Here is a 15,552-nt window from a genome sequence, read left to right as displayed (position 1 = left end):
CAAGAATCGCGTCCCACTATCTATGAGAAAAACGATGTTTAAGGATATGGAACCTGCCGACGTCCAAGGAGATTATCGAACCGAAGTGTTGCAACTCCATGGCATCGGGTCTCGGCGGGTACTGGTAACGAAAGAGGAAGTGCCCTATCCGGACGGTCGATTAATCGTCTCGTGCACCGATCTCGAAGGTGTCATTACCCACGCCAACCGATCCTTCGTGGATATGTCGGGTTATACCAAGGAAGAGCTGATTGGCGCACCGCACTCCATTCTGCGTCATCCGGACATGCCCAAGGCGGCATTCCAGGAACTCTGGGATACGGTTCAGGCAGGCGAGATTTGGCAAGGCCATGTGAAAAATCTTCGCAAAGATGGGCGCTACTACTGGGTAAAGGCGACCGTGATCCCCAACGTTCGCGCCGGGAGAGCCGTTGGGTATACCTCGGTAAGACGAAAACCCAGTCGGCGCAGGGTAGAAGAATGCATCGCCCTCTATGCTCGAATGCGGGAGCAAGAAAATAAGGAGACTCGTGGATGACGAATACGTTCACCGTCAGCCCCGATTTTAGTCCGGATTATCTGGCCGGGTGGTTCGTCTTTAATACTTGGCTGCAAAGAACTTTGGGTTGCCCCTTTCATTTCGAGTTGATGAACGACTTCCAATCCCTTCATCGGGCGATCGAGGCGGATCGTATCGACCTCATCTATGCTAATCCGTACGACGCCGCTATGTTGGTGCGGGATAAAGATTTTACCTCAGTGGTAAAACCCCGCAACCGTCCCGATGAAGTGGTGGTCGCCGTGCCAGAAACCAGCGATCTACAGGCGGTGGAGGATTTGCCGAAAGGCGTCAGGGTTGCCAGTACCGACGATCCCGACGTCCATTTAATTGGTATGGTCATGCTTGAACCCTCCGGCTTGGTGGCGGAGGACATCGAGCTGAAGGTTGCCGGCAATTATGTGCTGGTGGCCAAACAATTACTTCAAGGCGCCTGTGATGCGGGCATTTTTCTGGACCGAGCTTTCCATGAGCTGAGCCGCCCGGTGCGTGATCAGCTGCACCCATTAGTGCGAAGTGATATCCAGGTGATTCACCACTCGTTGATGGCCGGTCCACGATTGAACGACCGGCTCGGTTCTCTGAGGGATGCATTGCTCGATATGGAGAATGATGCCAAAGGACAGGCTATCCTGAAGCAACTGGGTTTGTCCGCTTGGGAGAAGGTGGCGCCTGAGGAAACCGAGTTCATGATCGATCTGATGGAAACCTTGACCTATAGCTCGTTGATCTAAAAGGCCCTAGGATGTAGCGTTTCGGATTTTAAACCCGGCTTGCGGAAGCCGGGTTTTGGGTTTTCAGGAAGCTGCGAAGAGCGCTTGCTCCGCCGAATGGATCGGATTCGAAACGAGTCTTGACAACTTTCAACCGAATGCTAGACTGCCCGTTACCGAAAGGAAGGAGGTCGCCTTCTGGGTTAACCTGGGGGGTGAAAGGTTTTAAGGAAGGAGCGATTAAAAATAAACTTTGAGTGAACTGATAAGGAGGTAACTCAAATGGCTGCAACGACACAAGCAGTAGGCGCGGCAGCGCAAGATGCCCCGCTTCTGGACAAGAAATGGCTGGCGTTCGCGCTGGGCATTTACACGGTTTTCTACGCGTGGGTACGTTGGTACGAAGGGGTTTATGGCTGGTCGGCCGGTCTGGACTCGTTCGCTCCGGAATTCGAAAAATACTGGATGAACTTCCTGTACACCGAAATCGTACTGGAAGTGGTGACGGCCTCGGTGCTGTGGGGCTACCTGTGGAAGAGCCGGGACCGCAACCTGGACGCCTTGGCGCCGCGTGAAGAACTGCGTCGCAACTTCACCCACCTGATCTGGCTGGTGGCTTATGCCTGGGCCATTTACTGGGGTGCGAGCTACTTCACCGAGCAGGACGGCACCTGGCACCAAACCATCGTTCGGGACACCGACTTCACCCCGAGCCACATCATCGAATTCTACCTGAGCTACCCGATCTACATCATCACCGGGTTTGCGGCGATGATCTATGCGCACACCCGTCTGCCCTACTTCAACTACCAGAAGAAGGGTTTTTCGGTGGCTTATATGATCACCGTGGTGGGACCGTTCATGATTCTTCCCAACGTGGGTCTGAACGAATGGGGTCACACCTTCTGGTTCATGGAAGAGCTGTTCGTGGCGCCGCTGCACTATGGCTTCGTGTTCTTCGGTTGGATGGCGCTGTCGATTCTGGGCTTGCTGCTGCAAGTGTTCGCCAGCTTCGCCAACCTGATTGGAAGCGACCTGTGCGGTTCGGACGTATACAGCAGCGGCGACGCTGCCACCTGGGCGGACTAATCGCCTGCCGAGGTTAGAATCCATAGGAAGCGCGACCTGGGGGGCCGCTGGGGTGCTGGCGGCTCTCCTGCCAGGGAGGCGAAACCACAAGGCGTGAGTTCAATTAATGAACGAGCAACAACAAGAGACTTGGAGGTAAGTAATGAGCACTACAACGTCTGCAGTTCGGTCACACGCCGAAGCAGTGCAGGTGTCCAGGACGGTTGACTACCTGGGCCTGTTTATCCTGTTCTTCGTATTGACCGGTTCCTACCACATTCACGGCATGCTGACCATGGGCGACTGGGACTTCTGGTCCGACTGGAAAGACCGTCGTCTGTGGGTGACCGTCTACCCGATCGTCATGATCACCTTCCCGGCCGCGGTGCAAGCGGTGATTTGGGAACGTCTGCGCCTGCCTTTCGGGGCCACCATTTCCATTCTGGGCATTCTGCTGGGTGAATGGATCAACCGCTACTTCAACTTCTGGGGATGGACCTACTTCCCGATCAACTTCGTCTTCCCGACGGCGGCGGTCCACATGGCCATCTTCCTGGACGTGGTCCTGATGCTGTCCAGCAGCTTCCTGTTCACGGCCGTGGTTGGCGGCTTGGGCTGGGGTCTGTTGATGTACCCGGGCAACTGGCCGGTGATCGCACCGCTGCACGTGCCTGTGGAATACAACGGCATGCTGATGTCCGTGGCCGACATCCAAGGCTACCATTACGTCCGTACGGGTACGCCCGAATACATCCGGATGGTTGAAAAAGGCACCCTGCGTACCTTCGGTAAAGACGTGGCGCCGGTATCCGCGTTCTTCTCCGGCTTCATGTCCATCCTGATCTACTTCATGTGGCACTTTGTGGGCCGTTGGTTCGGCACTGTGAAATTCGTCAAGAAGACCTGATGAAGAATAGTTTGACGAACGACACACGAGACAACAATTGAGGAGGAAATCGATGAAAACGATAAGAGACAGGATCGCGCGCTGGTCGCTGGTTGGTCTGTTGATGACCCTGGCGGCGGCGATGATGTACACCCCGACGGCCTCGGCCCACGGTGAAAAATCCCAGGCAGCCTTCCTGCGGATGCGGACCATTCACTTCTTCGACCTGAACTGGTCCACGGACATGCTCAACATCAACGAAGAGATGGAAATCTCGGGCAAGATCCACATCTTCGAAGGCTGGCCGGACTCGGTGGATCCCCCGTCCGTCTCCTTCCTGAACATCGGCATTCCGGGCCCGGTGTTGATTCGTAAAGAATCCTACATCGGCGACCAATTCGTGCCGCGTTCGGTGGAACTGCACCTGGGTGACACCTACAGCTTCCGCGTGGTGCTGAAAGCACGTCGTCCCGGGGAATGGCACGTTCACCCCATGGTCAACGTCGAAGGCGGCGGTCCGATCATCGGCCCGGGTAAATGGGTCACCATCAACGGCTCCATGAGCAACTTCAAAAACCCGGTGACCACCCTGACCGGGCAAACCGTGGACCTGGAAGGCTACAACGAAGGCAACGTTTGGTTCTGGCACGTTCTGTGGTATGCCTTGGGCGTTGCCTGGATCCTGTACTTCGTGCGCAACCCGGTCTTCATTCCGCGCCTGTTGATGGTCAATGCGGGCCGTGGTGACGAACTGGTCACCCCGCTGGACAAAAAGGTCGGCATGCTGTTCGGTGCGGCCACCATCCTGCTGGTGATCTTCGGCTACAGCAGCGCGCAAAGCAAATACCCGGTGACCATTCCGCTGCAAGCGGGCACCATGCGGGGTATCAAGGCGCTGGAAATGCCGGCACCGCAAGTGTCGGTGAGCGTGGACGAAGCCACCTATCGCGTGCCGGGTCGCGCCATGCGGATGGTTCTGACCGTGACCAACAACAGCGATCGTCCGCTTCAGCTGTGCGAATTCAACACCGCCTCGGTTCGCTTCATGAACCCGGCAGTGTGTGAAGACGACAGCGGCTATCCGGAAGACCTGCTGGCGGAAGAAGGCCTCAACGTCGACGGCGGAGCGATCGGTCCGGGTGAAACCAAGACCATCAACGTCACCGCCTCTGACGCGGCCTGGGAAGTGTATCGTCTGTCAGACATCATCTACGATCCGGATAGCCGGATGGGTGGCATGCTGATGTTCTACGACGATGCCGGCAACCGTCAAATCGTGACCATCGACGCACCGCTGATCCCGACCTTCATGTAAGGTCCGGACCGCGACTGCGGTCACATATAACAACAATAACGACTGACCTATTCAAAGCCCCCTCATTGAGGGGGCTTTTTTAATGGCGCTGGAAAGTTCATAAGGTTTTGAGAAATTCCAGCAAGGCGTCTTTTTCCATCGCCGAAAGATTGATGCCATAAGTGTGTCCCTGGTTGCCATTACCCGGGATTCGGGTATCGAAACGAAAACCGGCTTGTCGAGCTTCCCTGCCGTGGGAGATGAAACCCAGATTGACCGGGTCGATTAGATCATGGCCGCGGTAAAAAACTTGAGGCCGCTGATCCGGCCCATTCAGCAAATCTCTGACAGTGGGTACAGAACCATTATGCAAATAGGGGCCTCGCAACCATAGTCCATCTAAAAGTACGGCTACGTATCCGTCTACGTTACGAAAATGCTCCATTCCCCAGTCGTATTCCTTTTGGTAGGCGTTATAGCGATTGGCTGCTTCTTGGGTCCACATATCCACCCGATGACGATCGGTGCCTAATTCTTTAACCGGAATTACTTTGCCGGTATGCTTGCCCTGCCGGGAATGACATTCTCCGCAATGCGCAATGAATAAGCTCTCGCCTGCCGCTAATTTGTCGGGGTCGAGGCGGTATGGCGATCCTTGGGGTTGCTCAGTATTGAAGGGAGATTTGGGGGCAGGGAATTCTTGAAGCCACTGCTCGATCCGGGCCAGATTTTCCTCCGGAATGGATTGATAGGTCATTCCGTCGCCGATAGCGGAACTTACAACCACTTCGTGATAATCCGTGTTAAGACCGTCCCAATGCAGATCGAAACCGGATCGCGCCGCCATGTCCCAAATGGGGACCATATCGGCACTTCCGATCGTGTTGTCGATACCCATCTGCAGGATGCCGAACTTGATCGGGTTGAAGGGATCGATGCGGCCCGGGCCCCATTCGGGTTTAGTAATGGTCCAGGCCAGTTGCCAGCCGTTTTTGACGAGTGCTTTTTTGGTGGCGGGAATGATGAAGTAGCGATAGAACAGTGTTTGGATCCACGACATGTCGTAGATGCGATCGATCTCCGGCATCAGCGTATCCGGGTTGAAACGGTCGTCGTTGCCGGCCCGGGCCAGGAATCGGGCGTAGTCCTGAGCGCGAATAGTATGGCCCGGTCCCGCCGCCACATGATGCGGTAGCTGATCGGGTTGCAAGCGGTAGCGGGTAATGTGACAAAATGCGCAATTGAAAGCCACGCGCTCGAAGCCGATGGTTTTCTTGGAAAACCCCACCGGCAATTCCCGGCCTTGTTCCCATACGAAACCGAATGACGTATAGCCACCCGGACCGGGTATATAATCGGGAAAAACTTTCGGTAACACCAGCCAGATCCAATAGGGTACGCCTTGACTGGATTCACTGCCGATGGAGCCGTACTTGAACCACTCTTCCGCCGTGGCGTCGGCAAGATGTTCCTGGGATCCTTCCCGAAACAACTGAACCCAGACGGTGATGCCGACGCTCACAGCTAAAAACAACAAGACGGCCAGCCATGTCAATTTTTTACCACGTGTGGTCATGGTGTTTCTCCTATTTCAAAGGCACGGGACTTCCGGAGGCGGCTTCGGCCTGAGTGACGTGCCAGAGGCAGTAACAGGTGCTCAGTCCGATAAGAGCGTCGACGATGGCAATCGATAGAAACCCCTTGGGGTGTCCGAAAACGAACACTGCGATAGTGAAGAAAGTGGCCCCGAAGGTACGGGAGGGAAAAATCGCAAACCAAGCCACCGCTCGGTAGCGTTTCAGATCCCAAGTAGGCGGGATATAAAACACGCTGATGATAAACAGCAGCATTCCCGAAGCACGTGCCCAGATCAGATGCTCCAGCGGGATGCTCAGAAAATCCAGAAGTTGCCGTGGAAAGAAGCATAAACCGACGACAAACAGCAGATTGATGGCGATTCCGATTTGGACCAGACGGGTATGCCAGATTTCATAGGAGGTTGTCATGGCGGGTTCCTCAAAAGGTTTTCATGTATTCAACCAGGGCGTCCTTGGCGGCGGGATCCAGATAGGTGCCGTATTCTTCGCCTTCGTGGCCGCTGTTGGAGTTGCCTTCCTGTCCGGTATCGAAACGGAAAAATGCCTGGCCGTTTTCCTTCGCTACCCTGGATACGAATCCCACCTTGTCCCAGTCATAGACGTCGTAGCCACGGTAGAAAACCGGGGGACGCCGGGATGCCGGTTCCAACAGGTCGCGCAAAGTGGGTACGGAGCCGTTGTGCAGGTAAGGTGCCCGAAGCCAAAGGCCATCCAGCGGCATATTGGCGTAACCGTTGGTCTTGCGGAAATGTTTGAAGCGCCAGGGATAGCCCGCGTAGAGGGTATTCTGAACGGCGGCGAGGGCTTCGGTATAGGAGTTCAATCTGCCCGGATCGGTACCGATATCGGCCAGCGGTTCCACCTTGCCCAAGCGTTTGAAGCGCTTCGTATCGAACACGTAGGTATCCTTTTCCTTTAGACCGTGACAATCGGCGCAGTATCTTTCATACAGCATCTTCCCCTGGGCGGCTTTGGTCCGGTCGATGGGTTTGGGGTAGGGCGGCGGCATGAGTTCCCAGAGCCAGTCCTCGATGCGCTCGATTCGCGCCAGGTCGATGGTCACGGGAGTTACCCCGGCCCCCAAGGCGGCGCTTTTGTTGCGTTCTTCCACCGAGGGATTATTGCCGTCCCAGTGCAATTGCATTCCCTGACGCGGACGTTGATGCCAGATGGAGGGGTAATCGGCCGGTCCGATCAGTTCCTCTCGAGGTACCCGATCCATGGGGAAATTGAACTGAATGGCCTTGTAGGGGTTGAAGGTATCCACCCGCCCCGGTCCCCACGGATGCTGTTGATCCAGAAAGGCGAGTTGACGCCGAAGATCGATCAGGGAGCCCCTCACCCGATCGACGACGAAAAAGCGATAAGCGATGGTTTCGGTCAAATCCAGATCGCCGTCCAGGGAATCAATCCGGGCCAGGACGTTGTCGGTATTGAAACGGTTGTCCAGAGCCGCATCGCGCAGAAACTGCACGAAGGCGTAAAGCTTAAAGTTGTTGGCCGGCATGCCCAAATAGGTCTTCCTGGGGGCATCCGGCGATTCGCGTACGGTGCCGGTGTGGCAGACGGCGCAATTGAGCCAGACGAAGTCGATACCTTGCACCCGCCGCTTGGATACCCCGATGGGAAGATCCCGGTCTTCCTCGTAAAGAAAGCCGAAAGCGCGGTAATCGCCGCCGCCGGGTATTTTTTCCGGGAACATCACCGGAAGGACCTTCCAGATCCAATAGGGCAGCCCGCTCATGGGTTCGCTTCCGATGGAGCCGTATTTGAAATGTTCTTCGATCTTTGAGTAATCCACCGGTCGTTCCACCTTGTAGCGATAGATTAAGGCAACGGCAAACACCGCCACCACGAGCACAATAATCAGGAGTACCGGATGCCGTTTGCATTTATCCCACCAGGATTTGAAAACGTTCATGGCGATCGCCTTTTTAAGTTCAATCGATCAGTTCGAGCGCAATCAGCGCCGCGAGCAAGACCAGTAAGGCCCAGAGGAGGCGAGTCCGAAACCGGGATTGATGGATGTCCACCGGACTTTCATAGACTTGGTCGGTCAATAGCCGGTCCCGGGCGGTTACTTTGACTTGGTCGGCTTTGCAAAACATGGCAGTCTCTCCTCTGCTCATTCGGGAAAGGCGGGGGGATGGAATACGCTCATGATGTCGGCGATCATGGCGTCGTAATCGCCGTCGAAGCGACGCAGGTCATAGCAGCCGAGGGGATTGGCCGGGGCGTTGAGCAGGCATCGGTTGCAGAAAGAGCAAGGTTTGTCCGGTTCGTCCCTGCCTTCGGCCAGGATATGGGGAAGGTCCGGGTTGGCGATGAGGGGACGGGCGATGGCCACGCCGTCGCAGATTCCAGCTTCGATCACCTTGCGAATCAGGACGCCGTTCTGATAGCCCCCGGTATTCAGGACAGGCACATTGACCTTGGCCTTGATTAGGCCGCAGGCCTCGGAGCTGACTCCCTCGATGGGATAACGTTTCTTGGTTCGGTTCCAGAGCCAGGCGAACAAGGGACGCAGGCAGCGATAGTGGAAGAAGGTGTAATTGAAATAGCCCCGCACCCCGCTGGAGATCATCGCTCCGTAGGTCCACTTGGCCACGTCCAGGGGAAAGCCGCCTGGGGGAACCAAGGGATGGGGGAACAGACTGCCGGCGGAGATGTGAAGGCAATCGACGTTTTCTTTTTCCAGCCACTGGCAGAGCTGAATGGATTCTTCCACCGAGTTCCCTTTTTTCTCCCAGGGGTAAAGGGCGTTGTTTTCGTCGAACGCGTTGATTTTCACCTGGAGGTGGTAATCGTCGCCCACTTCCTTGCGGATGGCGCGTACGGTCTCGATCAAGAAACGGGCCCGGTTCTCCAGGGAACCGCCGTATTCGTCCTTGCGGTCGTTGATGCCCGAACTCAGAAACTGGGTGAACAGGTAGCCGTGGGAGGCGTGTAGCTCGATGCCATCTAGTCCCGCTTCCCGTGCGCGGCGAGCGCCGGCGACGAAATAGCCGGTGACGTCGGCGATCTCTTTTTGAGTCATCGCTCGACAGAGCAGGCCGTGGAAGGTGTCCATCTTGTCGGTGGACGACAGGCCCACGTTCATCTGATTTTCGATTCCCGGCACGTCGCGCTGGCGGCCGGAATGGCTGAGCTGCATGATGAGTTTGCAATCATGGGTATGGACCCGCTTCACCGCCTCGCGCCAGAACGGGATTTTGTCGTCGTGGTCGATCATGGCGTAATTGGGCAGGATGCGTCCGCGCACGTGAACCGGGACGAAGGAAGTGATGATCGCGCCCACGCCGCCGCGGGCGAATTTTTCTTCCCAGTTGAGGCGGGCGTGGGTGCCGGAGCCGTCGTAGTTGTCCCAGCGCCCGGAAATGCTGGAGCGGAACAGGCGGTTTTTGACCGTGAGATGGCGGAACAGAAGCGGTTGAAAAATGCGGTCGGTGTTGTCGTTGTTCATGGGGAACCTCTGGTGGTAGGCGGGGAACGCCACCGGCAAATGGTGGCGTGATCGGGATTGTCTTGATCTTCCATCAGACGCATGATTTGCCGGAGACAGGCGTTTTCGGGCACGATCAGTTGGGCGGTGGCAATATCGATGGCATCGGCGTTTTCCGCCGCGATCTTGAAATCGGTTTTGATGGTTTGCAGTTGCTGGCGCAGCCCCTCGTCGCCCACTTCGTCGAAGCGCAAGTGGTAGAACACACTGCGATCGCCGAAAGTACGATCCAGGTAGGCGGAGAAAATTTCCAGAATCCGAGCCCGATTGACCGACAGCAGGGTGTCGAAGCTATCCAGGAAATTCAGGTCCACGCCGAAATCCAGGGTCCCGCGGCCGTCGTACGCATGGTGATCGATTCCTCCGCCGGGGGTGTAGGAATCGATCAGAATCACCACCGCCCGGTCGAATCGTTGAGCGTTGCTGGCCAATACCTGCATGGCGCTGAAAAGTCCCAAATTGTCGTAATTGCCCCCGTCGAATACATGAAAATAATGGCGGTCGTTTCCGTAGTCTTTCAGGGTCATGTAGTTGAACGCCCCGGGGAAGGCGGCCGAAGCCATCACCGCCCGAGCGATATCGTAATCGGCCAGATCGGAATCCATGGCTTGAAACTGTTCATAGGTGAATGTGAAAGGCAGACCGAAGTGATCGGCGGTGCCGTTGGTGGCGTTGATGATCAGGTTGGGCCGCTCCGGATTGAGATCCCGGTAGCGCAAATCCCAGCCGATGAACGACTGATCATAGAGATTGTCGGCCAGGGTCTGGGCCATGATGTCGGATCGATCGTAGGCGGTGAACCAATAGCGGGCGACGTTGACGGGCCAGAACCAGTTACCGATCCATTTGCCTCGGTAATTCTTGCGCATCAGTTCCCGCACCGTGGCGCGATCCCAGACCCGTCCCGACGACAAGCGCCCGGCTTCGGTTGGGCTATCGGCGCTGATGGCGTAGTAAGCGGCCGGAAGCGAACCGCCCGATACCGAGGAGATGGCATCCACTTCGTGGAGGAGGTTCCAGCCTTCGGTCTCGAACACTTTTTCCAAGGCCAGCATCACATCGCTCGACCAATAAGCGGCGCGGCTGCCGCCTCCGGACAAGGCCAAAATCATCAAAGTTTTTTCCGATCGGCCGCGGGGTTCGCCGATATGGAAGCTCGCTTTGCTTGCGGCAGGCTCCCCGGTGGTTCCCTGAACGTTGGTATGGGAGTACAGGGAACAGCCGGTCAGCAAGGCCAGAGCCGGTAGCCATCCCATGGTGGGTATTCGTTTCATTTTCCCTCCTCGTTCATAAGCGCTTCAGAAATGCGATCAGCGCCTGTTTGTCGGCATCGCTCAATCCGGTTTCCCCGGGAAGATAATCGGTGCCGAAGTAATGGCCCCGGTTGACCACGAAATCGGGGCATTTGTTGAACGCCAGCATCTCATCCACCAACGGGGAAAATACTTGGCGCGCTTCTTCGTCGCCCGCATCTTTGGGCAACGCCTTGAGCGCCTTGACCAATTTTGGCAACAGGTGGATGACTCCGGATTTGTTCTCCAAGTCCAAGTTGGCGATTAGATTGACCGGCGTGCCTTGCGGGATGGGACCCAGGTCGATGCCGTCCCGGAAGTCGGGCAAGACGCGTAGGAACTCGGGCACGAACCCAGGCGGCACCCTCAGATAACTGGTGGCGGTGGTGCGGTCGATGACGCCGGGCAGGTGCTTGCCCGAGCGGGTCAGGTATTGTCGATCGCCCTGGCGTTTCTCCGGCCACAGCATTTTTTCGATACCGTCATAGAACGCTTTCATCCGATCTTCGGTGGTTCCGGTGCAGACGTATTCGTCGCCCGCATCGTTCGCGTAGTTATGAGAGCGGGCGTAGTTTTGGCCTTCCGGTTTCTTCCAGCAAAATTCCCCTACCGTATTGTTCAGCAGGTAAGGAGCGGTGGACCAAAGGCTGATCAGGGAAGGTACTCGAAGATACCCCAGACCACCGGCCGGCATGGGGAATGCATAAGGCCGACCGGTGGTGGGGTGGTGGACTATGACTTCGCCCACCGCAGGCAGGGACTTGTACGAGGAGGAGGAGAAGTCGTGCCAGATGTTGTCCCGGATCGCGTTGGTGGCCAGAGTGCTGCAGGCGTTGCTTTCCAGCAAGGTCACCGGAATGCGCAGTTCGCTGGAGAGGTAATTGTCTTCGAGAAAATCTTCCTTGAGTACGATGGTTCGCATCTGCTTGTTGAATTCCTCGGTTCGGGTCCAGTTCCAATAGTTGTTCCAACATTGCAGATAATTGGGGCCGTTGCAGCCGTCGTCGGGAAAGAAACTGAAGGTTTTTTCCGGCAGCTTGCTGGAGTGGCAGCGGCCGCAGTTTTCGGCGAAAACGACCTTGCCGCGCTTCACCGTCGCCGGATCGTCCTGGAGATATCGGCTGCCGCCGGGAGCGTCCTTGAGGTAATCCGGGCGGGCGGTGACGAGGAAAAACAGCGCCACGTCGGGCGTTTGCATCTCGGTGGCGCGCCAATAGGCCGAGTTTTCCTCGGCTGTGGCGATTTTGAAGGGAGTGATGGGCTTGCCGCCGATAAAGGGCCTGAAGTGGCGCAACCACTCTTCGCTGAACAAGCCGATGTTGACGTAGACTCGGTTCAAAGCGCCCAAGGCGCCCACCGAATCGGCGCCGTCCTTGAGCACCATCGGCGTCCAAACCGTATCCGGTGCCTCAAAGAAGCGGTGCAGCGGACTGTTTTCGGGAATCGAGGGATAATCGCTGAAGCGCTTGTTGTCCAGTTCCCCGTCGGTGAGCTTTTCTTTGCCCAGCCTGAGCGCCACCGCCAGCCGGGGCCCCAGGTCGTAGACCGCGTTCATGGTGCGGGGATTGTTGATGTAGTCGGTGGAGACGAACGACGTATCCAAGGCGCCGGGACGGGAAGTGTAGAACAGCTGGTAGGTGAACTCCGAAGGGTCCGCCTGCCAGATAGCGATCCGATCCCACCAGAAATACTGGGCGCCGGGGTTGGAGGTGAGGTTTTCCCACTTGGGATTTTCGAAGTCCCGGGGGGGATTCACCGGGCTCGGTCCCACGTGGCAGAATCCGCACGACATTCCGACCCGATAGGGGCGGACCAGATCTTTGCGGTTGTAGTAACTGGGGTCGGTGTAGTAGCGCTCCGGGTCCCATTCCTCGGCCGCTTGTTCGTCGAAATTCGGATTGGGAAACAGGCGCAGGCCGACGATGCCGGTGGCATAGCCGTAATAGGAACCCACCGGGACGGTTTTACCGCGGGCGCCGATTGCCACGCCGGGATATTTTTGGGCGTTTTCGAAGGGGTCGGGCGGGCAGTCCGAGTCGCGCACGTCCAGCCACAGCCCGAACCGGTCCTGGCGAGGCTCCGGACCCTTATGGAAGCAAGGCTCGTTCACCAGACCCAGATAAGACCAACGGTTGTCGCGGCTGAATTTGAGACTGGGGTGGTTGGAGACCACCTTGAGCAGATCGAAGTTGCCCACGCTGGCGCGGTTCAGCTCGTCCCACAGGCGGTCGTTGCCGCCGGTCCAGACGATCCAGTTGTTGCGTCCGCGAACCACCGCCGCGACCGCATCGGCCGGAGCGATTCCGGGAAGGTAGGGTGCCAGGGCGGCGGCGACCGCTTGCGGATCCTTGGTGATGCCGTAGTCCATGTCATGGAAATAATCCTCGTCGGCGCCCGGGAAAGACTGCTCGTCGCGGTCGACTTGTTCGGCTTCGTCCACCACTGTGGCGCAGCCGCCGAGAAAAAGCAGGAGGAAGAGCGTAAGAAGCCAACGGCGCAGTTTGTTCATGATGTTTCTCCACTGATGGAAAGTTGAGGGGGCGGCCCGCGTGCCGCCAGGGCGTCGGCGTGAATCGTGTCGGTCGCCTTTTCCGCGATCATGTAAACGGCGCTGACGATGAAAAATCCGGGAATGCGCGGGAAGACCGAGGCATCCACGATGCGCAGCGCTTTCACCCCACGTACCCGGAAGCGGCTGTCCACGACCGCCAGCGGATCGTCCACCGGACCCATTCGGCAGCTGCACGATGCATGATGGCCCCAGGCATTGGCTTTGAGAAACGCTTCGATTTGTGGGCGTGTTCGTACCGTTTCCCCCGGCATTAGTTCGCGCCGGATATGCTTTCGGCCTGCGTCGGTAATGGTGCGCACGAAACGCAAGCCTTCGATGACCGCGGCCAGATCTTCGCCGCCGGCATCGCTGCCTTCCTCGAAAAAGCGAAAATTGACCTGGGGAGGATCGCGAGGGTCCGGAGATCGGAGGCGGACGCCGCCTGCGTCGTTACGGGTGTGGGCCTTCAGAATGACCCAACTGAACAAATCCTTGCGCGCGGTGGCGTCGCGGGAATAGCCGAGGTAATATCCCCGGAACATTCCCGGCATGCCGAATACGAACAGATCCGGATCGGCCAACTCCGGCTGCGAGCGCCGCGCAAAGCTGATCAGCGCGCCATTGGTGGTATACAATCCTTCGCCCTTCTGCCATTTGCGATAGAGGAGGTCGTTCGGAGTGAAGGCCGCTTCCTTGAGAAGGGCGAAGTTTTCCCGCATTTCCGTCACTACCGATATTTCGTAGCGATCCTGCAGGTTGCGTCCCACCCCCGGCAAATCCGCCCGCAGCGGGATTCCATGGCGGGACAGTTCCGCTTCGGGTCCGACACCCGAAAGCATGAGCAGTTGAGGGGTGTTGAAGGCGCCTCCGGCGAGAATCACCTCCCGGCGGGCAGCAATTTGAACGATCTCATCCGGTTCGCGTCGAAAATCGGCACTCCGGTCGGCGCGATAGAGTTTTTTTCCCCGCCACACCTCGACGCCGGTGGCGCGCTGGTTGCGATCGAACAATACCCGGCTGACCAGGCTGTGGGTCTGGATGGTCAAATGCCCGGGACAAGCCCGCGCCACTGCCAGGACGTATTCCCGAGGCCCCGCACGGCGGCCGTCGACGGTGGTCAGCGGCATCAGATTCAGTTCCGTGGGACGGGTGTGGCGGTAGCGTTGATCGTTGGGATCGACGGTTTCTGGATTCTTCAGGTCCGCAAGCAAGGCTTTGAGATAATCCAGCGGGGAATCCAGGTCGGGTCGAATGGCCTGCAGGGCGGGCTTGAAGATTCCGTCGCGCAACTGCTTATCTTTGATCGCGCTGAAAAGAATTTGGTGGATGACCTCGCGGCCGGGCAGGTCGACCGGCAGCCAGCCGCGAAAGCCGTGTCCGGAGGGGTTTCCGGATATGGGGGTGACATAAGCGCAGCGTTCCAAACGCCGGAAGTATGGACGCATGGCGCTACTGTGCCAGGACGGGTCGCCGGTCAGTTCGGCGATCCGATCCCAGTCGCTGGCGTGAGGGGCGATGAAGATCAATGCATTATGGGCGGTACATCCGCCCAGAGTGCCGCTGCGGGGATAGAATACGCCGTCGTGTTCCTGGTAGAACTTGGGATCTCGCCGCGAGAGGGTTTCGTTTCCATAGTGGCGGACGAAAAAATCCCAACGCATGTCCGAATCCTCGGTGGCCTGAGGGTGGAAGAGGGGGACTTGGTAGTGGGGATTGTCCACGTCGCCACCGGCTTCCAAGAGCAATACCCGATGACCGAGACGGGCGAGGTTGGCTGCCAGAGGTCCGCCACCTGCCCCGGAGCCCACCACGATGTAATCGTACTCATGAGAGGCTGCGGCAGTTCTTCCCGGACGACAGGAAAAATCCGGAGCGGTCGGTTTCGATGGCTTCAAGCCGCAGGCATGAAGGAAGGCGGTGCAGGCAAGGCCGGCCTTGAAGAGAAATTGACGTCGGTTCAGGAGGCTATTGCTCATCGGACGCCACTTAAAGTTGTTATTGGGCGTATCGTCCGACCACGATGCGCAATAGCAGGATTACTCGCTTTGGGTTAAAAGATCAATGCGAAATTTCTTACAAAATGGGAAAA

General features: G+C 57.4%; 13 protein-coding genes. 5 read left to right on the top strand and 8 right to left on the bottom strand.

All coding sequences use genetic code 11. The annotated features are described in order from the left end of the window. Positions 1–34: 34 nt before the first annotated feature. From H035_RS0111890 to amoB, 5 genes are all read left to right on the top strand, one after another. Positions 35–538 carry a PAS domain-containing protein gene (locus H035_RS0111890; protein ID WP_022949199.1) on the top strand — a complete coding sequence of 168 codons (504 nt, stop codon included), beginning with the start codon at positions 35–37 and terminating at the stop codon, positions 536–538. Next, a complete protein-coding gene (locus H035_RS0111885) occupies positions 535–1,293 on the top strand; it encodes a phosphate/phosphite/phosphonate ABC transporter substrate-binding protein (RefSeq protein WP_022949198.1) in 759 nt (252 codons plus the stop codon). The genes H035_RS0111890 and H035_RS0111885 overlap by 4 nt, the downstream gene beginning before the upstream one ends. Before the next feature lie 261 nt (positions 1,294–1,554). After that, positions 1,555–2,361 (top strand): bacterial ammonia monooxygenase, subunit AmoC, encoded by an 807-nt coding sequence (amoC, locus tag H035_RS0111875; protein ID WP_022949196.1) that lies wholly within the window; start codon positions 1,555–1,557, stop codon positions 2,359–2,361. A 142-nt stretch (positions 2,362–2,503) separates the two neighbouring features. After that, a complete protein-coding gene (amoA, locus tag H035_RS0111870; RefSeq protein ID WP_022947315.1) occupies positions 2,504–3,247 on the top strand; it encodes a bacterial ammonia monooxygenase, subunit AmoA in 744 nt (247 codons plus the stop codon). Between the two features lie 52 nt (positions 3,248–3,299). Beyond that, entirely contained in the window at positions 3,300–4,541 is a 1,242-nt protein-coding gene (gene amoB, locus H035_RS0111865; protein ID WP_022947316.1) for a bacterial ammonia monooxygenase, subunit AmoB, read from the top strand. Positions 4,542–4,638: 97 nt separating this feature from the next. Here the strand turns inward: amoB and H035_RS0111860 are convergent, their stop codons facing one another. From H035_RS0111860 to H035_RS19505, 8 genes are read right to left on the bottom strand one after another with little or no spacing between them, the layout of a single operon-like run. Further along, complete coding sequence (locus H035_RS0111860) at positions 4,639–6,096, bottom strand: c-type cytochrome (protein WP_022949195.1); 1,458 nt, start codon at positions 6,094–6,096, stop codon at positions 4,639–4,641. A 10-nt stretch (positions 6,097–6,106) separates the two neighbouring features. Further along, the gene (locus tag H035_RS0111855) at positions 6,107–6,526 is read right to left on the bottom strand and encodes a hypothetical protein (protein WP_022949194.1); all 420 of its coding nucleotides are present in this window, start codon (positions 6,524–6,526) and stop codon (positions 6,107–6,109) included. A 10-nt stretch (positions 6,527–6,536) separates the two neighbouring features. Further along, the gene (locus H035_RS0111850; RefSeq protein ID WP_022949193.1) at positions 6,537–8,039 is read right to left on the bottom strand and encodes a c-type cytochrome; all 1,503 of its coding nucleotides are present in this window, start codon (positions 8,037–8,039) and stop codon (positions 6,537–6,539) included. Positions 8,040–8,058: 19 nt separating this feature from the next. Beyond that, the gene (locus H035_RS21990; RefSeq protein WP_022949192.1) at positions 8,059–8,226 is read right to left on the bottom strand and encodes a hypothetical protein; all 168 of its coding nucleotides are present in this window, start codon (positions 8,224–8,226) and stop codon (positions 8,059–8,061) included. 17 nt (positions 8,227–8,243) lie between these two features. Beyond that, positions 8,244–9,581 carry an NADH:flavin oxidoreductase gene (locus H035_RS0111840; protein WP_022949191.1) on the bottom strand — a complete coding sequence of 446 codons (1,338 nt, stop codon included), beginning with the start codon at positions 9,579–9,581 and terminating at the stop codon, positions 8,244–8,246. Further along, a complete protein-coding gene (locus tag H035_RS19510) occupies positions 9,578–10,894 on the bottom strand; it encodes a patatin-like phospholipase family protein (protein WP_022949190.1) in 1,317 nt (438 codons plus the stop codon). Before H035_RS19510 ends, H035_RS0111840 begins: the two co-directional genes overlap by 4 nt. 13 nt (positions 10,895–10,907) lie before the next feature. Beyond that, the gene (locus H035_RS0111830) at positions 10,908–13,421 is read right to left on the bottom strand and encodes a hypothetical protein (RefSeq protein WP_022949189.1); all 2,514 of its coding nucleotides are present in this window, start codon (positions 13,419–13,421) and stop codon (positions 10,908–10,910) included. Further along, on the bottom strand, positions 13,418–15,439 hold the full coding sequence (locus H035_RS19505; protein WP_022949188.1) for a GMC family oxidoreductase: 2,022 nt from the start codon (positions 15,437–15,439) through the stop codon (positions 13,418–13,420). The genes H035_RS0111830 and H035_RS19505 overlap by 4 nt, the downstream gene beginning before the upstream one ends. Between the last annotated feature and the right edge of the window lie 113 nt (positions 15,440–15,552).

The sequence above is a fragment of the Methylohalobius crimeensis 10Ki genome (assembly GCF_000421465.1).
GTDB classification, from domain to species: Bacteria; Pseudomonadota; Gammaproteobacteria; order Methylococcales; family Methylothermaceae; genus Methylohalobius; species Methylohalobius crimeensis.
Note: the sequence above shows the minus strand (reverse complement) of the source record. Positions and strands in the feature narration are given on the sequence as shown.